Consider the following 20,599-nt stretch of genomic DNA (forward strand, 5'->3'; position numbering starts at 1 on the left):
GGGCGGCCTCCCCGGCCGGGATCATGGCGCCGACCGCGCCGGTAGCGCCGGGGGCGTGGTGGTGCGCGGAATGCGGGGCCACGTCGGTGGTGCCGGACGGGATGAGGACCGGGACGGGTGCGACGACGGCCCCGGCGGGCTCGTGGCGCGCGCCCTGGCCGGGAGCCGGCTGCCCCGGCACCGCGCCGGACGCCGCGGGCACGGCAGGCGCGGCGTGCCCCGCGGGATCCGCGGCCGAGGCCGCGGCCGGAGCGGCGGCGAGCGGCGCGCCGTGCGCGTGATCCGCGTGCGACGCGGCCCGCGCACTGAGCGGCTGCGCCGCACCGGCCGGCTCCCGAGGCCGGTCCTGGGCCGAACAGGCGGCCAGCCCTAAGGCTGCGGACGCCAAAGCGACCATTGACACGCACTTGCGCACAACTGCTCCCGTTTTCGATAGTGGATGGCCGGAATCTAACCAATCGCGGCGGCTGAAACGGTGACCTGCCCGCGTGGCGCGCGCTTTTTCACCCGCGGGACGCTCCGCTCCGGCGAGCACAGCCCGCCGACACCAGGCAGACTGCTCTCATGCCCGAACTGCCTGAGGTCCAGGCGCTGGCCGCGTTCCTGGACGAGCATCTGACCGGACACACGGTGGCGGCCGCGACGCCCGTCGCCATCCAGGCCCTGAAGACCTACGACCCGCCACTGTCGGCGCTGGAGGGCCAGGTCGTCAGCGGGGTGGGGCGGCATGGGAAGTTCCTGGACTTCAGCGTCGGCGACATCCACCTGGTACTGCACCTGGCCCGTGCCGGGTGGGTGCGCTGGCAGGAGGAGCTGTCGACCACGCCGCCACGGCCGGGCAAGGGGCCGCTGGCGCTGCGGGTGCGCATGGCCGAGCCGGCCGGCAGCGGGATCGATGTGACCGAGTACGGGACGAAGAAGGGACTGGCCGTCTACGTGGTCCGGGACCCGGCCGAGGTCCCCGGCATCGCCCGGCTGGGCATCGACCCCCTGTCCGCACAGTTCACCGTCGAGACCTTCACCGACCTGTTGAAGGACGAGCGCCGCCAGATCAAGGGCGTCCTCCGCGACCAGAGCGTGCTGGCCGGCATCGGCAACGCCTACAGCGACGAGATCCTGCACGCCGCCCGCATGTCCCCCTTCAAACTGGCGGCCAAGCTGACCCCCGAAGAGGTCGCCGACCTCTACCAGAAGACCCTCAGCACCCTCAGCGACGCCATCGAGCGCTCCCGCGGCCTGCCGATGAAGGACCTGAAGTCGGAGAAGAAGTCCGGCCTGCGCGTCCACGGCCGCACCGGCGAGAAGTGCCCGGTCTGCGGCGACACGATCCGCGAGGTCTCCTTCGCCGACTCGTCGTTGCAGTACTGCCCGACGTGCCAGACCGGCGGCAAGCCGCTGGCCGACCGGCGGATGTCGAAGTTGTTGAAGTAGTCGTTGAAGGAGTTGTGGAAGTAGTCGTTGAAGTAGCGGCTGCGGACGTGGCAGCGGCTCAGGACCGCCCGCCGCCGCGCACCGTCAGATACGCGCACCGCATATGGATCGCCTTGTCCAGCTCGGCCAGCGTCCGATCGAAGAACTCGCGGCGGTAGACGGTGTCCGTCAGCGCGGTGATGGCGAAGTACAGCGCGCTCAAACCCGCCAGGAGCACCGCCACGTGCAGCAGTTCGCTGCTGACGCCCGGGACGCGCATCCCCAACAGGTGCGCGTCGGGGGGTATGTGGCCGAACCAGTCCTTCAGGACCGGCGGGCGGACCGCTATGGCGCCGAAGACCACGTAGAAGAAGAACACCATCCAGCTGAGCAGGCTGATCTGGATGGTCTGGGTGAGCAGCAGATACAGGAACATGTTGCGGCGTTGTCCCAGTCCCAGGGCCGGGTCGGTGGCCAGCTCGCCCTCGGCTTCCGCGAGCTCGGCCAGCGGGGTCGCGGCGCAGCTGGCTCGTATCCGGTCGGGGGTGCAGGCCTTGGGCAGCGTGCCGAATTCCTCCGGTAGCCGCGCCACCAGGAACGCCTGGATCAGCAGGACGAAGAACGCGGCCGTCACCCACAGCCAGCCGGAGGCCAGGGCCGCCGCGATCTGCCAGAAGTCCCGGGTGAAGAAGATGACCATGCCGAACAGCGCGAGCAGCGGCAGTGCGCGGACCGCCAGGTGCCCGACCTCGCGGATCTCGGCGAACACCCGCCGCACGCTCCAGAACCCGAGCATGGCGCCGAGTCGCAGCAGCCTGATGAAGGCGGCGAACGGCCGCAGGAAGGCGGGCAGGCCGGACACGTAGTAGGGGTTCTCGGCGAAGTGCGGCACCCCGTGCCGGACGAACCACCGCTCGGCGGCGGCCAGTGCCTCCTCGGCGGAGGAAGCGGGGTCTTCGGCTTCGACCGCGGAGTCGGTGTCGACCGAGGGGCTGGAGTCGACCGGGGGGCCGGTGTCGCCGGGGAGGTCCCCGGGGTCCGTATTCGTCATCAGTATTCGACTATAAACAGGTCTCAGTCCAGCCGGAACATCACCTCCTCGATCTCCTCACCCCGCGCCTCGGCGAACCCCCGGTCTTTCCCGACGTGCCGGAACCCGTTCTTCTCCAGCACCCGGATCGACCCGGCGTTGTCGTGCGCCGCCGAGGCGAACACCGGCCGGGTCGGTACCTGCTCCAGCACCGCCGCCAACGCCGCGGCGGCCAGCCCGCGGCCCCAGCGGTCGCGCCGGATCCAGTACGTCACGTGGATCTCTTCCTCTTTACCAAGAGGGAAGGCCGCCGCGCTGCCCACGACCTCGCCGTCGAGCTCCACCACGACCCGCACCAGCCGGTCGTCGGCCAACAGTCGGCGGTGCTTGGCGAGGTAGGCCTCGCGATCGTTGGCGGTATTGGTGAAGGCGGCCATCACCTGCCCGTCGGCGTCGCACTGGATCTCGAACAACGCCGGCAGGTCGCTTTCGCGCATGTCGCGCAGGACGGTTCCGCTCATGGAATACAGACTATTGCGACCTACTGACAACAAATCGCTGCCACCGCCGCTGCCCCTGGTCACGGCGTTCGCACGGGGGCCGCGGGAGTGCGTTTGGAGCGGTGCGGCTCGGAAACGTGAAGTCCATGGGGACCCAAAACGCTCCACTGCGCCTGACCGACTATCGCGACCTCGCGGCCGGTCACGTCACCCGCCCCGTGTGGGACTTCGTCGACGGCGGTTCCGGCGACGAGCGCACCCTGGCCGCCAACACCGCCGCCTACGACCACCGTCGCCTGCGCCCCCGCATCCTCACCGACGTCGACAAGATCGACACCCGCACCGCCCTGTTCGGCACCCCCCTGGCCACCCCGATCGGCCTGGCGCCGGTCGCCTACCACCGTTTGCTGCACCCCGAAGGCGAGGTCGCCACCGTGCGCGGCGCCGGTGCGGCGGCGGCGCTGACGGTCGTCGGCATCTTCGCCAGCCGCACCCTGGAGGACATCGCGCGGGCGGCCGGCGGGCCGTTGTGGCTCCAGCTCTACTGGCTGCGCCGGCGCGCCGTCCTGGAGCAACTGATCGACCGCGCCGAAGCCGCCGGTTATGAGGCGTTCGTCGTGACACTGGACGCCAAGCGCATCGGGCAGCGGCTGCGCGACATGCGCAACGGCTTCACGCTGCCCGAGGGCGTCGCGGCGGTGAACGTCGATCCGGCGGTGATGGCCGAGGCGCACCAGGCGCACGAGGCCGACTCGGCGATCGCCGCGCACGCCGAGACCTCCTTCGACCGGGCACTGACCTGGGACGACCTGGCCTGGCTGCGCGCGCGCACCAGCAAGCCGATCCTGCTCAAGGGCGTGCTGACCGCCGAGGACGCGCGGCTGGCCGCCGAGCACGGCGTGGACGGCATCGTGGTCTCCAACCACGGCGGCCGGCAGCTGGACAACGCGGTGCCGACCATCGACGCCCTCGAAGAATGCGTCCAGGCCGTGGCCGGGACCATGCCGGTCCTCATCGACGGCGGCATCCGCCGCGGCACCGACGTCTTCACCGCCCTCGCCCTGGGCGCCAGCGCGGTCCTGATCGGCCGGCCGTTCCTGTGGGGGCTGGCCGCCGGCGGGGCCGAAGGCGTCACCGACGTCCTGCGCCTGGCCACCTCAGAGCTCGAACACACCATGACCCTGATGGGCACCCCGACCCTGGCCGACATCGACCGCACGGCGGTGCGCCCATGACCGATCGGACCGATCGGATCCGCGTCTGGGTGATCCGCACGGACACCGCCCCGGAAACCGCCGAGAACTACGAGAGCCTGCTCGACGAAGACGAGACCGCGCACGCCGCCGACTTCCTCCAGGAGCGCGACCGGCACCGCTACCTGGTCGCACACGGCGCGCGCCGCGTGATCCTGGGCCGCGAGCTGGACCTGGAGCCGCAGGCCGTGACCTTCGCGGTCGACGCCAACGGCAAGCCCGAACTGGCCGGCGGGGTCCCGCACATCAGCCTGGCCCACGACGGCGCACTGGCGCTGCTGGCGGTCGCGGCCAGGCGCACGGTCGGCGTGGACGTCTGCCGGCTCGCCGAGAGCCTGGACCCCGTGGACATGTCCGAGCGCTACTTCCTCCCCTTCGAGGCCCGTTACGTCGCCGGCGGCCACGACCTGCTGGAGCAGACCGACCGCTACGCGCGGCTGTGGACCCGCAAGGAGGCGGCGGCGAAGGTGGCCGGCGGCGTGGGGTGGGCGAACACGAAGGCCGCGGTGCTGCAGCGGGACCTGGTGGCGTGCGTGGAGCCGGCCGGACACCACCGGCACCGGGTGCTGCCGGTGCCGGTGCCCAGCGGCTACCGGGCCGCGGTCGCTTTGTTCGGAGAAGCCCCGTTTCAGGTGGAGGTAATGGACTTCGAGGCATAGATGACCTGCGGCGAAGCCTTGTAAAGGTTTCTTTAGAAAGCTATCTTTAGATGCATGGCCGACACAGAGCACGATGACGTCCTGCATCTGACGGACCCGCAGGCCATCCGCGCCTACGCGCACCGCACCCGGATGGCGCTGGTCGGGATACTGCGCACCGAGGGCCCGCTGACCGCCACCCGCGCCGCCGAGCTGACCGGCGAGTCGGTGGCCAGCTGTAGCTACCACCTGCGCATGCTCGCGAAATACGGCGTGGTCGAGGAGGTGCCCGGGCCCGGACGGCAGAAGCCGTGGCGGGCCACGGCGCAGCAGACGAACATCTCGCGGGCCTCGGGGGATCCGGCGGTCGACGCCGCCACGACCGAACTGCGGACGTTCCTGGCCCAGCACTACTTCGAGTTGGTGGTCAACGCCGAACGGACCTGGGAACAACTGCCGCGGGAGTGGCAGAAAGCCGAGGCCTTCGGCGACGAGCTGCTGTACGTGACGCCGAGCGAGCTGCTGGAGCTGCGGGACGGCATCGACGAGTTGCTGCACCGGTTCTCGGATCGCAACACACGGCCCGAGCTGCGGCCCGCCGGCGCGGAGTTGGTGCAGGTGCTGCGGATCGCTTTCCGGCAGAATCGCGGCACGGCCGCTGGCGGGAACAACGACGACGACAACACCGACAGCTCCAGCACCAGTGTTGACCAGAGCTCCAGCCTCGGCCAAAGCTCCAGCTCCAGCACCGGCGCCAGCACCGACCAAAGCCCCGGCTCCGGCTCCGCCTCCGAGACCAGTCCCAACCCCAGCGCCGACCGCACCAATGGCGGCCCGTCATGACCGCTGCCGCCGAAGCACCCGCCGAAGGCGCCATATCCACCCGCGTCCCCGCCGCCCTCCGCGACCGGCTCCCCGCCGTCCTGCACCGCCGTGACTTCCGCCGCTACTGGTTCGGCCACAGCGTCTCGCTGATCGGCGACGAGGTGCACCGCATCGCCATGCCGCTGGCCGCCGTCGGGCTGTTCCACGCCGGTCCCACCGCGATGTCCTGGCTCACCGCCGCGCCGATGATCCCGGCGTTGCTGTTCTCCGTCTGGGCCGGGGTGTGGATGGACCGGCGGCCGAGCCGGCGCCGGATCATGATGTACGCCGACGTCGGACGCTTCCTGGCGGTGCTGTCGGTGCCGCTGGCCTACGCCTTCGGCGTGCTGACCATCGCGCAGCTGATCGTCGCCGAACTCACCGTGGGGACGCTCGCCGTGCTGTTCAATATCGCCAGCAACACGTTGTTCGCCGCCATGGTCCCGGCCGACGATCTGGTGGCGGCCTCATCGCTGGACAACGGCAGCCGCGCCTTCGCCTACGTCTCCGGCCCCAGCATCGGCGGCCTGGCCGTGCAGTTCCTGACCGCGCCGTTCGCCCTGGTCGCCGACGCCGGCAGCTACGTGGCCTCGGCCCTGTCGCTGAGCCGGATATCGCCGGTCGAGCCCGAACCCGCGCCGCGCACCGAGGGCGGCTACCTCGTCGGCCTCCAGTGGATCGCCCGGACGCCGGGGATCAGGGCCCTGTCCGCCGCCGTGGCGACCGTCAACTTCTTCGACTTCATCTTCCAAGCCCTGTTCATCCTCTACGTCACCGACTACCTGCACCTCAACGCCGGTCTGCTCGGCGTGGTCCTCGGCGCGGGGGCGGTCGGCGGGCTGGTCGGCGCCGCGCTGACCCGGCGGATCGTGGCCCGGATCGGCATCGGCACGGCGATGACCCTGGGCTTCCTCGGCTTCGCGGCCCCGCACGTCCTGGTGGTGCTGGCCGGCGGCCCGAAGCTCCTGGTCATCCTGACCTTGTTCGCGTACGAGTTCCTGAGCGGGCTCGGCGTGATGGTCCTGGACGTCACCGCCAACGCCTACCTCACCGCCGTCATGCCGGACGACATCCGCTCCCGCATCTCCGGCGTCCTGCAGACCATCAACTACGGCATCCGCCCGCTCGGCGCGCTCAGCGGCGGCGTGCTGGCCGTCGCCGTCGGGATGCGCGGCTCGCTGTGGATCTCCACGATCGGCGCGTCCTGCAGCGTCCTGTTCCTCCTGCCCTCGCCGCTGCGCAAACTGCGCGAGGTACCGGCTGAGGCCGCCTGAGCCGACGTGGACGGCCGTCCCCCACTCCCTTACGTGGACGACGCCGCCGACGTCCCCGAGCCCGCCGCAGCCGGCGTCGGTGTGGCGAATGCCGGCTGCGGCGGCCGAACCGGGAACCCCGCCGCCGCCCGCGCCTCGACGAACGACTCGATCAGCGCCGGGTGCACGGGCCCGTTGGAGGCAACCAGATCCGCGTCCCCGGGATGCCACTCAAGCCCGGCGTAGGTCGTGGCCTTCCCACCGGCCTCGCGCACCAGAAGCACCCCGGCGGCCCAGTCCCACGGGCCGCAGCGCTGCTCCCAGTAGCAGTCCAGCCGGCCGGAGGCGACCCACGCCAGGTCGATCGCCGCACTGCCGGTGCGCCGCACGTCCCGGGACTGCCGGAACACCGAGGAGAACTCGGCCAGGTTGTCGTCGGGGTCGAAGGACCGGGTCGGCGGGAAGCCGGTGGCCAGCACCGCCCGGTCCAGCCGCCGCACCGGCGAGGCACGCAGCCGCCGACGCCCCTCATACGCCCCGCGCCCGGCCTCGGCCCAGTACACGCGTCGGCGCGCCACGTCCGCCACCACGCCCAGCGCCAGCCGCTGCCCGTCCCAGAACGCGATCGAGCAGGCGCAGTGCGGGATGCCGCGCACGAAGTTGGTGGTGCCGTCGACCGGGTCGATGAACCAGGTCGGCCGGGCCAGGTCCATCTCGGCCAGGCCGCCGCCCTCCTCGCCGACGATCGCGTGGTCCGGGTGGGTGGCCTTCAGCCAGGACCGGACCAGCCGCTCGACCCGCAGGTCGGTGGCGGTGACCAGGTCCGCGGCCGAGGTCTTGAAACGGAGCCGGCGCGGCTGGGCCGAGCGGCGGATCAAGGTGGCGGCCTCCCGGGCGACGCGGATCGCGCCGAGGGTCGCGGGGTGGGGCAAGGGCATGGCAAGGTCCTTCTATCAACCGTCGTCGTCAGCCACTGTACGTCAACCATCTTCCTCGGGCGCCGCGGGCAGCGCTGCAGTCGTCGGCGCGGGCGGCGCGTCAGTCGGCGGCGCGAGCGAGGCATCAGTCGCCGCCGCAGTTGCCTGCTCCTCCGGCGCCACGACAGGGTCCGGCGCCTGCTCCTCAAGCCCCGGCATCCGTTCCAGCTCGTGGCTGAGCGCGTCCAGTTCCGCTCCTCCCGACATGAGCCGCACCAGGTCGTCCCGCCCGATCTCGCCCTTGGCCCAGTCCCCGAGCAGCCGGCCCCGGTTCAGCACCACGAACCGGTCCCCCACCGGGTACGCGTGGTGTGGGTTGTGCGTGATGAACACGACGCCGAGCCCGCGCTCCCGGGCCTGCGCGACCCGGCGCAGCACCACCCCGGCCTGCTTCACGCCGAGCGCCGACGTCGGCTCGTCCAGAATCAGGACCCTGGCCCCGAAGTGCACGGCGCGGGCGATCGCCACCGACTGCCGCTCCCCGCCGGACAGCGTGCCGACCGGCTGGTCCGGGTCGCGCAGGTCGATGCCCATCGCCGCCAGGCCCTCGCGGGTACGGGTCCGGGCGGCCTCGACGTCGAACCGCCGCCACGGGCCCCAGCCCCTGGTCGGCTCCGACCCCAGGAAGAAGTTCCGCCAGATCGCCATCAGCGGCACCATCGCCAGGTCCTGGAACACGGTCGCGATGCCCGCGGACAAGGCGTCGCGCGGGCTGTGGAACTTCACGGCCCCGCCGTCCACCCGCACCTCGCCCTCGTCCGGTGTGAACACCCCGGACAGGATCTTGATGAGCGTGGACTTGCCGGCTCCGTTGTCGCCGAGCACGCACGTCACCTGCCCGGCGCGTACCGAAAGCGACACCCCGGACAAGGCCCGCACGCTTCCGAAGTACTTGCCGACCCCGTCGGCCTCCAGCAGCACGGCGCCCACGGCTGCGGCGCCGGGCGCCGCCATCGGCGCATCGTCCGTCGTCGTCATCGGCGCGCCCTCATCGCTCGCTGGTAGGTCAGGGTATTGACGGCCACGGCCAGGAACAGGATCGCGCCGAGGAACGTGAAGTCCCAGGAGCTGTCCCAGCCGGAGTAGATGACGCCCTGCAACGCCATCCCGATGATGCAGGCCCCCAGCGCGGCACCGAGCGCCGAGCCGTGCCCGCCGGTGAGCAGACAGCCGCCGACCACCGCGGCGATGATGTAGTAGAACTCGTAGCCGACACCTTGCTCGGACACCGCGGTGTTGGTCTGCAGGAACGAGATGACGCCGACCAGCGCGGCGGCGGTCGAGGTCGTCATGAACAGCAGGATCTTGGTACGCCGCACCGGGACCCCGACCTTGCGCGCGGCGTCGGCGTCGCCGCCGACCGCGAACACCCAGTTCCCAAACCGGGTCCGGGCCAGGACCCAGACCGCGACGACCGTGACGCCGACGAACCACAGGATCCCGGTCTGGTAGCCGACCGGCAGCCCGGAGCTGTGGGCGAAGGAGCCGCCGAAGACGTCCTTGGCGCTCTTGAGCCCGGGATGGTCGGTGCCGGTCAGGCCGATGTTGGTGCTGCCGTGGTTCACCTTCAGCACTCCGCCGACCGACAGGCCGCGGAAGACGAAGTAGGTGGCCAGCGTGACGATGAAGCTCGGCAGCCCCGAGCGGGTCACGACGAGCCCGTTCACCGCGCCGACCAGCGCCCCGAAGGCGAACGTCACGGCGACCGCGGCCCAGGCGTTCCAGTGCTCGTTTCCGACCAGCAGCGCCATGATGATCGCGCAGAACCCGGTCATGCCGCCGGTGGACAGGTCGAACTCGCCGCCGATCATCAACAGGCCGACCGGCACCGCCATGATCCCGAAGAACGCCGCCTGCTGCGCCCAGGCCTGGAAACCGGTCTGGGTCAGCCACAGGTGCTGCGGGGTGCTGTCGGTGATCGTGAACAGCACGAACACCGCGACCGCGCCGAGCAGCGCGCCCAGCGCCGGGCGTCGCAGAATCCTGGTGAGCGCGCCGGCCTGTCCGCCGCGGCCGTCCCCGGTCCCGGGATCGGCCGCCGGCGGTCCGGCGGGCGGCGGCCCGGCCTCATCGGGCCGGGCCACCGCCGTGTCCGCGCTGGTCATCAGTCGTCCCCGGCCGCGATCGCGGCGGCCACCGACTTGACGTTGGTGCTGTCGACGAGCTTGGGGCCGCTGGCCACGGTGGTGCCGCCGCCGACCGCGTTGCCCTCGTGCTTGTCGTAGAGGTACAGGAACTCCACCGGGAGGTAGCCCTGGAGGTACTGCTGCTGGTCCACGGCGAAGTCGAGGGTCGGCGGCGAGGCCTCCAGGTCGTTCTGCACGTCGCTGTTCAGGTCGAAGGTGGCGATCTTCACGTTGGCGGGCTTGGCCGTCACCAACGACTGGCCGATCGCGTTGTTCAGCGTCATCACGGCGTTGATCCCGGGATGCGACTGGAGGTAGGCGGTGACCTGGCCGACGGCCTGCTGCGGGTTGGAGGCGGCGTTCGGCGTGGACAGGAGCAGCTCGGTGCAGGCCGGACCGGACGCCGGGGCGGTGCCGGTGGAGCACCGCTGTCCGACGCCGAGGCCCTGGGCGATGCCGTCGCACCGGTCGAGCAGGTTCTGCCCGGACTGGTGGACGACGCAGAGCACGTTGGTGGCGCCTTCCTTGGCGAACCGCTGTCCGGCCTGCTTCCCGGCCAGTTGCTCGGGCTGCCCGACGCAGGTGATGGCCTTGGACGCGGCGATGTCGGCGTCGTCGCAGCCGGCGTTGACCAGCACCACCGGGATACCGGCGGCAGCGGCCGAGGCCAGGGTGGAGTTCATGACGCTCGGCGCGTGGTCGGAGACGACGATCCCGTTCACCTTGGCGTTGATCGCGTTCTGGATCTGCGCGTTCTCGGCGTTGTCGTCCGGCTGGGCCTGGCCCTGCTGCTGCGAGCCGTAGGTCTCGGACAGCTTGCAGCCGGTGTCCTTGGCCGCGTCCTTGGCGCCCTTGTAGACGACGCTCCAGAAGTTCCCGTTGTCGCCGTGGGTGATCACGGCGAAGGTGTAGGGACAGGAGCCGCCGCCCGAAGCGGTCTTGGCCGAGCCGGACGAGCTCGACGAGCAGCCGGCGATCAGGAGCAGTGCGGCCAGCGCCGCGGTGAGCAGCCGGCCGGTCCGAAGAGTCCGAAGACGTGTTCTCGGTGCCATACGTGCCTCCTCCACATGTGTGGTTCACAGGTACGGGCGTTGAGCTTTCTTCGCCTCCTCATACCCCGATCTGGCCGCGATTGTGGATTCCAGTTCTGACACCTGCGCGACCGGCACGTCCCACCAGGCGCCGCCGTCCGGGGCGCCGGCCATCGGATCGGTGGTGACGTGCACGACCGTGATGCGGTCGGCCGTCTTCGCGCGCGCCAGCGCCGCTTCGAACTCCTCCAGATCGGTGGCCCGTTCGACGGCGGCGCCGAGGCTCGCGGCGTTGGCGGCCAGATCGACCGGGAGCGGGCCGCCGTCCAGGCGTCCGGAGGCGGCGCGGTAGCGGTAGGCGGTGCCGAAGCGTTGGGAGCCAAGGGATTCCGAGAGCCGGCCGATGGAGGCGTAGCCGCCGTTGTCGACCAGGACCACGATCAGCTTCACGCCTTCGGCGACCGCGGTGACGATCTCCTGGGCCAGCATCAGGTAGGAGCCGTCGCCGACCATGACGTAGACCTCGCGCTCGGGCGCGGCCAGCTTCACCCCGAGGCCGCCGGCGATCTCGTAGCCCATGCAGGAGTAGCCGTACTCGACGTGGTAGGACTTCGGATCGCCCTTGCACCGCCACAGTTTGTGCAGATCCCCGGGCATCGAACCGGCCGCGCAGACCACGACGTCGGCCGGATCGACGGCGTCGTTGACGGCGGCGATCACCTCGATCTGCGAAGGCAGCGGCGCGTTGGCGAAGTTGTAGGCGGCCGCCAGCGTGCGGGCCCACCGCGCGCGGGTGTCGGCGATCTCGGCGCGATAGGCGGTGTCGGTCGTCCAGCCTTCGAGCTCCGCGCCGAGTTCTTCAAGTGCCGCACGGGCGTCGGCGACCACTGATATGCCCGCGTGCTTGGCGGCGTCGAAGGCGGCGACGTTGATGTTGACGAAGCGCACGCCGGGATCGGCGAAGACGGTGCGCGAGGCGGTGGTGAAGTCCGACCAGCGGGTGCCGATGCCGATGACGACGTCGGCTCGCGCGGCGATCAGGTTCGCCGCGGAGGTGCCGGTCGCACCGACCGCGCCGAGGGACAGCGGGTCGTCGTGCGGCATCGCGCCTTTGCCCGCCTGGGTTTCGGCGACCGGGACGCCGGTGGCGTGCGCGAAATCCCGGAGCGTGTCAGTGGCCTGCGAATAGGTGACACCGCCGCCGGCGATGATGAGCGGCCGTTCGGCGCCTCTGATCGCGGCCAGGGCCCGGCGCAGGGCTTCGCGGTCGGCCCGGGGGCGCGGGACGTGCCAGAGGCGGTGCTCGAACAGCTCCTCGGGCCAGTCCCACGCCTCAGCCTGCACGTCCTGCGGCAGGGCCAGCGTCACGGCCCCGGTGTCGGCGGGGTCGGTCAGCACCCGCATGGCGGCCAGCAGCGCCGCCGGCAGCTGCTCGGGGCGGTTGACGCGGTCGAAGTAGCGGGACACCGGCCGCAGCGTGTCGTTGACGGAGATGTCCAGGCTGCGCGGGTCTTCGAGTTCTTGCAGGACCGGGTTGGCGGTCCGGGTCGCGAAGACGTCGCCGGGCAGCAACAGCACCGGCAGGCGGTTGACCGTGGCCAGCGCCGCGCCGGTGACGAGGTTGGTGGCGCCGGGGCCGACGGAGGTGGTGCAGGCGTAGGCGGACAGCCGGTCGCGCATGCGGGCGAAGGCGGCGGCGGTGTGGACCATCGCCTGCTCGTTGCGGGCCTGCCGGTACGGGAGCAGCGTGGGATCGGCCAGTTCCAGGCCGAGCAGCGCCTCGCCCAGACCGGCGACGTTGCCGTGGCCGAAGATGCCGAACACGCCCTCGATCAGGCGGTGCTCGACGCCGTCGCGCTCGGTGTGCTGCACCGCCAGGAAGCCGACCAGGGCCTGGGCGACGGTGAGCCGGCGGGTGCCGGGGCTGATCAGGGTGCTCATTTCAGAGTGCTCATTCCCGAGCTCGTTCCCGCGTCCACTCCCGGGTCCACTCCCGCGCTCATTCCCGCACCCCGGACTTCACCAGCGCGGTGGCGGTGTCCACCGCCGCGGCGACGTCGCCGTCCGGCGGGTAAAGCAGGGCTCTGCCGACGACCAGGCCGTTCACGCCCTCCAGCGCCAGCGCCTTCTCCCAGGCCGCGTACGTCTCCTCCGGCGCGCCGTCGGGATCGCCGCCGAGCAGCAGGACCGGCAGTGTGGTGGCGGCCAGGACCCGCTCCATGTCCTCGACCACCGGCAGCTTGAGCCAGGTGTAGGCGCTGGTCGAGCCCAGGCCGCCGGCTATCGCGCAGGCGCGTACGACGGCGGCGGCCGACAGGTCGTTGCGCAGCCGGCCGTTGTCGGCCCGGGCCGCCATGAACGGCTCGATCATCGCCACCAGCCGCCGCGCGGCCAGCTCGGACACGGCCCGGCCGCAGGCTTCCAGCGTCGCGACGGTGTCCGGGTCGCCGAGGTCGATGCGCAGCAGCATCTTGCCGCCGTCCAGACCGGAGGCGGCGATCGCGGCGGCGTCGTAGGCGGTGAAGCGGTCATCGAGCTCTGAGACGGAACCGGCCAGCCCGCCCCGGTTCATGGAGCCGACGACCACCCGGTCCTCCAGCGCCCCGAGCAGCAGCAGATCCTCCACGATGTCGGGCGTGGCCAGCACCCCGTCCACACCGGGCCGCGCCAAAGCCACCACCAGGCGGTCCAGCAACTCCCGCCGATCACCCATCGCCAACGGATCGTCGCGCACCCCCAGCGCCCCGCGCGCCGGATGGTCCGCGGCGATCAGCATGAGCCGCCCGCCGCCGTCCAGCAACGAGCGCCGGCGCCGCCGCTGCAACGCGGCCGCCGCGATCGCCTCCGGCTCGGCGACGCGCAGTCGCCGAAGCCTCCTGAGCTCCCCGACGTCAAGCATGGACGACCTCCATGGGCGATTCGGGGCGCGGGGGGCGGCGCCGGGTGGGGGTGTCGGCCGGCCCGGCGCCACACCGCCGGGCCGGCCGACGGCAGGCATGCCCTATCAGTCCTTTGAGCGCGGCCCGCGGAACCGTGAGTGCGGCCCGCGAAGCCGCGCCCTCACACATCCCCGACCTCCAGCGCCGCCAACACCTCATCGGTCCCCGGCATCGCCGTCGAGCACTCGATCCGCGCGGCGACCAGCGCCCCGGCGGTGTTCGCGAAGCGCAGCATCCGCTCCAGCGGCCAGCCCTCCAGCAGCCCGTGACACAGCGCGCCGCCGAAGGCGTCGCCCGCGCCGAGGCCGTTGAGCACCTTCACCGGCCGGGCCGGGACTTCGAGCGTCGTGTCCGCGGTCTTGGCGAGCACGCCGTCTGCGCCCAGCTTCACCACCGCCAGCTCGGGCCCCAGGCTCAACAGCGCCTGCGCGGCCAGGTGCGGATCGCTCTCCCCCACCGCCGTGTAGCACTCGTCCACGTTCCCGACCGCGACCGTCACGTGCGGCAGCGCCAAGCGCGCCGCGCGTCCGGCAGCTGTGCGCGACTCCCAGAACTGCGTGCGGTAGTCCAGGTCCAGCACGGTGTGCGGCCTGCGCTCCCGTACCTGCCACGCCGCGTGGTGCGCCGAGCGGCTGGGTTCGGCGGACAGCCCGGTGAGCGTCGCCCAGAACACGCCCGCGCCGGCGATCGCGTCCAGGTCCAGCTCCTCCGGGTCGATCATCAGGTCCGGGGCCTTGGGCCAGCGGTAGAAGTAGATCGGGAAGTCGTCCGGCGGGAACATCTCGCAGAAGGTGACCGGCGTCGGCACGCCCTCGATCTCGGCCAGGAACGCGTCGTCGACCCCGAACCCGCGCAGCGCGCGCCGTGCGAAGCGCCCGAACGGGTCCGCACCGACCCGGGTGACCACCGCGGTGCGGCGGCCGTGCCGGGCGGCGGCGACCGCGACGTTGGTGGCGCTGCCGCCGAGGAACTTGCCGAACGTCTCGACGTCCTCCAGTCCCACGCCGACCTGGAGCGGGTAGATGTCCACGCCGATCCGGCCCATCGTGATGACGTCGTAGGTCATGCCAGGCCCTCCAGGTAGGCGGCGCAGGCGCGCACGTCGGCGGCGGGGCCGGCACCGTCCGGCGGCTCGGCGTCCAGCACCGTGTCCTGCTCCAGCACGTACCAGCCCTGATATTCGTTCCCTTCCAAGGCGGACACGACTCCTGCGATGTCGGCGTCGCCCCGGCCCAGCGGCCGGTACATCCCGGCGCGCACCGCGTCGTAGTACGTCACCTCGCCGGCGCGGACCCGCTCGGCCGCGGCGGCGTCCACGTCCTTCAGGTGGGTGTGCACGATCCGGTCGCCGGCCTCGCGCGCCAGCCGGGCCGGGTCGCCGCCGCCGATCAGCAGGTGCCCGGTGTCCAGGCACAGCGGCGTGGCCGAGCCGTCCAGGAACCGGTCCACGTCCTGGCCGGTCTCGATCATCGTGCCGACGTGCGGGTGCAGGCAGGTCCGGATGCCCAGGCCGACCGCGCGGGTGCGGATGCGGTCCAGGTTCCAGAACAGCCGGCGCCAGCCCGCGGCGTCCAGCTCCGGCCGGGAGTCATAGCCCTCCCGTCCGGTGACGGCGGCCAGGACGAGCAGGTCGGCGCCGGAGGCGGTGAAGCCGTCCAGGGCTTCGGCCACCGCCGGCCAGGCGTCGTGGTCGGGTTCGTGCAGCACCACCGGGACGAAGCCGCCGATGGCAGCGAGCTGATATTCGCGCAGCAGGGTGCGGCGGGCATCGGGGTCGTCGGGCAGGAAGCCGTCGGGGCCGAACTCGGTGGCCCGCAGGCCCGCCTCGGCCATCTCGGTCAGTACCCGCGAGGCAGAGAGCTGATGTCCCCAGCCCGGCACCTCGCAGACGCCCCACGAGATCGGCGCGCCGGCGATCCGTTCCACGATGTCCTTGGCGCCCCTGGCACTGCCGGCGTTGCTGGTACCCCTGGCACTGCCGGCACTGCCGGCACTGCCGGTACTCCTCGCACTGCTGGCACTCATCGCCGCACCTCGGCCAGCTTCACCGGCCGGTCCTCGGCTCGGGAGATGTCACAGGCTTCTGCGACGTAGAGCGCCTCCAGCGCGTCGCCGACCGGGCAGGGGTTCTCGATACGGCCCGCGGCGAACTCCACGAAGGCTTGCAGCTCCCTGACGTACGCCTCGCGGAAGCGGTCCAGGAAGCCGGCGTGCGCCGGGCCCTTCGGCCACGCGGCGTCACCGGATTTCTCCTCGGGGCCGTCACCGACCGGCCGCAACGGAAAACCGTCGTCGTACCCCGCGCCGACACTCCCGCGCGTCCCCTGCACATCCAGCGTCACCGCATACCCCGCGCCGTGATAGCGCGTCGCCGTCACCGTCGCCAACGCGTCGTCGTCCAGCCGCAGCACCGCGGCCGCGGTGTCAGCGTCGCCGGACTCGGCGAAGAACGCCTCACCGCGGGCCGAACCGGAGGCGAACACCGAGGTCACCTCGCGGCCGGTGACCCAGCGGATGGCGTCGAAGTCGTGCACACTACAGTCCCGGAAGATCCCGCCGGAGGTCGCGATGTATCCGGCGGGCGGCGGGAACGGATCGCAGGTCTGGGCGCGCAGCGTGTGCACCCGCCCCAGGGCACCGGCCAGCACCTCGGCGCGCGCCGCCGTGTACCCGGAGTCGAAGCGGCGCTGGAACCCGATCTGCACCCGGCCGCCGTACTTGTCGACGCCCTTGATGACCTCCAGCGTCTTGGCGCTGTTCTCGGCCACGGGTTTCTCGCAGAACACCGGCACCCCGGCGGCGACCCCGCGCTCGATCAGCTCGGCGTGACTACCGGTGGGCGTGGCGACGACGAGCCCGTCCAACTCGGTGCGCAGCAGCGAGCCGATATCGGGCGCCCACCGCACCCCGAGCGAGGCGGCCGACTCCTCGGCCCGGCCGCCCTGCACATCGGCGACCACCACCTCGACGCCCGGCAGCGCATGCAGCGTCCTGGCGTGCAGGGCCCCGATGCGCCCGACGCCGACCAGCCCCAACAGTGTCATACCAGCCTCCGTCGCCGCGGGTGCGTGTGGTGGCCACTTGTTGCGAGCTTCCTGCGCACCGGGCAGCCGGTCAACCGAATGTTATGACATTTTAACTTCCGGACAGGTTGTCATCACGGCCTTGATACCTCCCGGACCCCGACAGCGCCGGGGTCCCGGCCGATGACACCGCCTCCTACGGATATCGTCCGTAGATGCCCCGCTACACCGCCGAGGACCTGGCCGCCGCGAACGGCCGCCACATCCCGGACATCATCGGCCCGGACCTGGACGTCCTGTTCTGCGGCATCAACCCCGGCCTGGTCTCGGCCCTGACCGGGCAGCACTTCGCCCGGCCCGGCAACCGGTTCTGGCCGGCGCTGCACCGCTCCGGCTTCACCCCGCGGCAGCTGGCGCCGGCTGAGCAGGAGGAGCTGATCGGGCTGGGGCTGGGCATCACCAACGTCGTGGCGCGCGCCACCGCCGGCGCCGCCGAGCTGCGGGCCGAGGAGTACCGCGGCGGCGGGGAGGTGCTGCGGGAGAAGGTACGCGAGTTCCGGCCACGGTGGCTGGCGGTCGTCGGGATCGGCGCGTACCGGGTGGCGTTCGACGCGCCGAAGGCCGTGATGGGCCGCCAGGGGCAGGTGGTCGGCGAGACCGGGGTGTGGGTGCTGCCCAATCCCAGCGGGCTGAACGCGCACTACACGGTCGACACGCTCGCGGCGGCGTTCGCGGAGCTGCGCGAGGTCGTGCGGGAAGGACCGGACACCGCCGGCCGGAGCGGCTCCTGAGGTCCTCACGTCTTGGGGGGAGTCGCCAGCAGGGGCGAGCCTGTGGCCTTCACATCCGCGAGCCACTTGGTCGTGCCGCTCGTGGCGTCCAGGCAGGCGAGCGCGTACTTCTCGGTGTTGCTGTTGAGCTGGTAGGCGACGTTCATGAACGCCTCACCGCCCGCGGTCACGACAGCTGAGTCCTGGAGGAGGAGGTCTTTCCGTTCCCAGAGCTTGGCGCCGGTCGCGGCATTGAACCCGGCCGGGTTGAGGTAGAAGCCGGAGTAGTTCCCAGCCATGGACGTCGCGCTGACGAAGCCCTCCTCGTAGCCGACCAGCACCGTGCCGGAGGCTGCGGGCGAGGCCGCCGGGCCGTCCACCGCCCGCTCGGTCAGGACCGTGACCGACCAGCGTTCGCGGCCGTCGGCCAGGTTGAGGCCGCACATCTGCGCACCCCGCTGGCAGTAGACCTGGTCGCCGGCGACGACCGGACGGCTGAAGGATCCACCGGACGCGGTCCACTGCAACCGGCCGCTCCCCCGGTCCAGCGACACCAGGTACTGCTCGCCCACTGTCAGCAGCAGCCTGTCACCGGCGATCACCGGCGTACCGCAGTCGCCCGAGGCCGACCAGCTCCAGACCTTCGTCCCGTCGGCGGCCTTGACCGCCACGACGAAGTTATTGGGCAGGCTGAGATAGACGGTGCCGTCAGTGCCGACCGGACTGCTCCGCATGGCGTTGCCGTGGTAGTCGTAGTTCCAGCCCCGGGGCCGCAGGGTCGTCGCGTCGAGCACGTTGACCTTGTTGTCCCAGTTCGCCACGAACAGCTGCCCGTCGAGGTAGAGCGGCACCGCGGTGACCAGGTTGTCTGTACGGTCGGGCAGAGCCTGCCGCACCAGTCGGCGGCCACGGGCGTCGACCGCGTTCAGATAGCCGCTGTCGTCGAGGAGGTAGACGGCGGACGGCCCCATGCAGACCGCCACAAGATCGCTGTGCGCGGTGAGCGCGTACGTCCACAGCACCTTGCCGCTCCCGGCGTCCACCGCGACCGCCGCGTCCTCGATGCCGGTGTAAAGGACCTGCCCGGCGACCGGGCCAGAGCCGGCGTCTGGCCCACTGTGCCCCGAGCCGGGACCCGCGCCAGCACCGGAACCGGAGCCCGAACCGGAGCCTGACACCCGGCCGGAACTGCCACAGCCGGCCAGCCCCAGCAGCGGGACCGCGGAACCGGCGGCCGTCACCGCGGCCAGGAATGCGCGGCGTTCCATGAGCTTCCCCCCGTCAGCTTCCACCCGTGCGCTCAGCGTGCCCGGCCCTTCCCGGCCCGGTCAAGGACCGGTCCCCAAGCCTTGGCCCCATAATGTAAGGACGCCGCATCGGGGAGGCATGACGTGAATATGAACGGCAACGTACGCAGCGCGGACCCCGCAGGTCCCGCCGCCACCGACCAGATCGGCCCGTATCTGCTGGTCACCCAGCTCGGATCCGGTGCGATGGGCCGGGTGTTCCTGGGCACCGACGCCGACGGGCGGCAGGCGGCGGTGAAGGTCGTCAGGTCCGATCTGGCCGACATCCCGGCGTTCCGCAAGCGTTTCGCGCGGGAGTTGGAGGTGGCCGGGCGGGTGCGTTCCCCGCGGATCGCAGAGATCTACAACGCACAGACCGACGGCACGCGACCGTGGCTGGCCACCGAATACGTCCCCGGGCCGACCCTGCAGGACGCGATCGAGCAGGGCGGCGCGTTCGACGACGGGCGTCTTCGGGCCCTGGCAGCGGCCATCGCCCAAGCCCTGCGGGTCATCCACGCCGCGGAGGTCGTCCACCGCGACCTCAAACCCGCGAACGTCCTGCTCGGCCCGGACGGGCCCAAGGTCATCGACTTCGGTGTGGCCCGCGCCCTGGACGCCTCGCTGCTGACCAACACCGGCCAGACCCTCGGCACACCCGCGTTCATGTCTCCCGAGCAAGCCGACGGGCGCTCGGTGGAAGCCGCCTCCGACGTGTTCGCCCTCGGCGCGCTTCTGGTGTTCGCCGCGACCGGCCGGCTCGCCTTCGGCGACGGCGCGCCGCTGGCGATCCTGCACCGGGTCGTCAACAACGAGCCGGACCTCACCGGCGTCGCCGACGATGACGAGGACCTGCGCCGGCTGGTCGAAGGCTGCCTGGCCAAGGAGCCTGGAGACCGTCCCACTCCGCAGCAGATCATCGACACCTTCGGCGAGGCCCGGTGGCAGCCGCTCACCGGAGTCGCGTGGCAGCCGCCGGCGCTGGGCCTCGGGCTGCCGCTGACCGCCGGGGAATCAGCCGACCTGCCCACCGTGGCCCTGGCACCCAAGCGCGCAGGCAAGCGCATCGCAGTGGCCTGCGGGGCCGCGGCTGCCGCGGTGATCCTGGCCTGCGTCGCCGTCGTCGAAGGCAGCGGCCGCGGCGGCGGCACTGCGAACGCCGCGGCCGACGCCCCGCGACCCGGTGGCACCATGTCCAGCAGCCAGAAGGGCGGGCCGTTCCCGCCGACTGCCGGCTCTTCCGGTGCTTCCGACACCAGCGGCGCCGGTGCTGTCGGCGGCTCCAGCGACCAGGCACTGTCGGACAAGCCCGCTGCGACCCCGATCGGCCCGGCCAGCCCGGTGAAGCCCGACGGCAGCACCGCGCCGCCGGCTCAGAACGGCTCGATCCCGGTCACGGTCACGGTCCCCGCCCAGGACCCGAACAGCCGGTCGACCTCGCACCCGCCAGTCACCACGGCGACCAAACCGGCGTCGCGCCCCACGCCGCACCCGACCCC

Annotated in this window: 19 protein-coding genes and 1 pseudogene; 7 read left to right on the forward strand and 13 right to left on the reverse strand. The window is 71.8% G+C overall.

Annotated features, from left to right (window positions below; genetic code table 11):
- Positions 1–388 (reverse strand): annotated as a pseudogene (locus tag KGQ19_RS37985) (hypothetical protein); the annotation flags it as partial.
- 176 nt (positions 389–564) lie between these two features.
- Here KGQ19_RS37985 and KGQ19_RS37990 point away from each other — a divergent pair.
- The gene (locus KGQ19_RS37990; protein WP_212018465.1) at positions 565–1,431 is read left to right on the forward strand and encodes an Fpg/Nei family DNA glycosylase; all 867 of its coding nucleotides are present in this window, start codon (positions 565–567) and stop codon (positions 1,429–1,431) included.
- 58 nt (positions 1,432–1,489) lie between these two features.
- Here the strand turns inward: KGQ19_RS37990 and KGQ19_RS37995 are convergent, their stop codons facing one another.
- Positions 1,490–2,461, reverse strand: a complete 972-nt coding sequence (locus tag KGQ19_RS37995) for a hypothetical protein (protein WP_212018467.1) — start codon at positions 2,459–2,461, stop codon at positions 1,490–1,492.
- A gap of 23 nt (positions 2,462–2,484) precedes the next feature.
- Positions 2,485–2,961, reverse strand: a complete 477-nt coding sequence (locus KGQ19_RS38000; RefSeq protein ID WP_212018469.1) for a GNAT family N-acetyltransferase — start codon at positions 2,959–2,961, stop codon at positions 2,485–2,487.
- Between the two features lie 125 nt (positions 2,962–3,086).
- On the opposite strand from KGQ19_RS38000, the gene KGQ19_RS38005 reads away from it, so the two are divergent.
- From KGQ19_RS38005 to KGQ19_RS38020, 4 genes are read left to right on the forward strand one after another with little or no spacing between them, the layout of a single operon-like run.
- Positions 3,087–4,175: an alpha-hydroxy acid oxidase gene (locus KGQ19_RS38005; RefSeq protein ID WP_212018471.1), complete on the forward strand. Its 1,089-nt coding sequence runs from the start codon at positions 3,087–3,089 to the stop codon at positions 4,173–4,175.
- Entirely contained in the window at positions 4,172–4,852 is a 681-nt protein-coding gene (locus KGQ19_RS38010; protein ID WP_212018473.1) for a 4'-phosphopantetheinyl transferase family protein, read from the forward strand. Before KGQ19_RS38005 ends, KGQ19_RS38010 begins: the two co-directional genes overlap by 4 nt.
- 54 nt (positions 4,853–4,906) lie before the next feature.
- Complete coding sequence (locus KGQ19_RS38015; protein WP_212018476.1) at positions 4,907–5,674, forward strand: helix-turn-helix domain-containing protein; 768 nt, start codon at positions 4,907–4,909, stop codon at positions 5,672–5,674.
- On the forward strand, positions 5,671–6,969 hold the full coding sequence (locus KGQ19_RS38020; RefSeq protein ID WP_212018478.1) for an MFS transporter: 1,299 nt from the start codon (positions 5,671–5,673) through the stop codon (positions 6,967–6,969). Before KGQ19_RS38015 ends, KGQ19_RS38020 begins: the two co-directional genes overlap by 4 nt.
- A 29-nt stretch (positions 6,970–6,998) precedes the next feature.
- Here the strand turns inward: KGQ19_RS38020 and KGQ19_RS38025 are convergent, their stop codons facing one another.
- The 9 genes from KGQ19_RS38025 to KGQ19_RS38065 all read right to left on the reverse strand — a co-directional run bounded on the left by KGQ19_RS38025 (position 6,999) and on the right by KGQ19_RS38065 (position 17,065).
- The gene (locus tag KGQ19_RS38025; protein WP_212018480.1) at positions 6,999–7,886 is read right to left on the reverse strand and encodes an inositol monophosphatase family protein; all 888 of its coding nucleotides are present in this window, start codon (positions 7,884–7,886) and stop codon (positions 6,999–7,001) included.
- 42 nt (positions 7,887–7,928) lie between these two features.
- On the reverse strand, positions 7,929–8,903 hold the full coding sequence (locus KGQ19_RS38030; protein ID WP_230420063.1) for an ATP-binding cassette domain-containing protein: 975 nt from the start codon (positions 8,901–8,903) through the stop codon (positions 7,929–7,931).
- Entirely contained in the window at positions 8,900–10,030 is a 1,131-nt protein-coding gene (locus KGQ19_RS38035) for an ABC transporter permease (RefSeq protein WP_212018482.1), read from the reverse strand. The genes KGQ19_RS38030 and KGQ19_RS38035 overlap by 4 nt, the downstream gene beginning before the upstream one ends.
- Complete coding sequence (locus KGQ19_RS38040) at positions 10,030–11,103, reverse strand: substrate-binding domain-containing protein (RefSeq protein WP_212018484.1); 1,074 nt, start codon at positions 11,101–11,103, stop codon at positions 10,030–10,032. Before KGQ19_RS38040 ends, KGQ19_RS38035 begins: the two co-directional genes overlap by 1 nt.
- A gap of 24 nt (positions 11,104–11,127) precedes the next feature.
- A complete protein-coding gene (iolD, locus tag KGQ19_RS38045) occupies positions 11,128–13,023 on the reverse strand; it encodes a 3D-(3,5/4)-trihydroxycyclohexane-1,2-dione acylhydrolase (decyclizing) (protein WP_212018486.1) in 1,896 nt (631 codons plus the stop codon).
- 58 nt (positions 13,024–13,081) lie between these two features.
- Positions 13,082–13,981 (reverse strand): Cgl0159 family (beta/alpha)8-fold protein, encoded by a 900-nt coding sequence (locus KGQ19_RS38050; RefSeq protein WP_212018488.1) that lies wholly within the window; start codon positions 13,979–13,981, stop codon positions 13,082–13,084.
- 161 nt (positions 13,982–14,142) lie between these two features.
- Positions 14,143–15,087, reverse strand: coding sequence for a 5-dehydro-2-deoxygluconokinase (gene iolC, locus KGQ19_RS38055; RefSeq protein WP_212018490.1), 945 nt, complete (start codon positions 15,085–15,087; stop codon positions 14,143–14,145).
- Positions 15,084–15,950, reverse strand: coding sequence for a sugar phosphate isomerase/epimerase family protein (locus tag KGQ19_RS38060; RefSeq protein ID WP_368862221.1), 867 nt, complete (start codon positions 15,948–15,950; stop codon positions 15,084–15,086). Before KGQ19_RS38060 ends, iolC begins: the two co-directional genes overlap by 4 nt.
- A gap of 92 nt (positions 15,951–16,042) precedes the next feature.
- Entirely contained in the window at positions 16,043–17,065 is a 1,023-nt protein-coding gene (locus tag KGQ19_RS38065) for a Gfo/Idh/MocA family protein (protein WP_212018494.1), read from the reverse strand.
- A 194-nt stretch (positions 17,066–17,259) separates the two neighbouring features.
- On the opposite strand from KGQ19_RS38065, the gene mug reads away from it, so the two are divergent.
- Entirely contained in the window at positions 17,260–17,835 is a 576-nt protein-coding gene (gene mug, locus KGQ19_RS38070; RefSeq protein ID WP_212018496.1) for a G/U mismatch-specific DNA glycosylase, read from the forward strand.
- 5 nt (positions 17,836–17,840) lie between these two features.
- Here mug and KGQ19_RS38075 read toward each other — a convergent pair whose 3' ends face one another.
- Positions 17,841–19,082, reverse strand: coding sequence for an outer membrane protein assembly factor BamB family protein (locus KGQ19_RS38075; protein ID WP_212018498.1), 1,242 nt, complete (start codon positions 19,080–19,082; stop codon positions 17,841–17,843).
- 129 nt (positions 19,083–19,211) lie between these two features.
- Between KGQ19_RS38075 and KGQ19_RS38080 the strand changes: the two genes are divergently transcribed.
- A partial coding sequence (locus KGQ19_RS38080; protein ID WP_212018500.1) for a serine/threonine-protein kinase occupies positions 19,212–20,599 on the forward strand: 1,388 nt, incomplete at its 3' end.

It is taken from the genome of Catenulispora pinistramenti (genome assembly GCF_018274385.1).
Lineage (GTDB): Bacteria > Actinomycetota > Actinomycetes > Streptomycetales > Catenulisporaceae > Catenulispora > Catenulispora pinistramenti.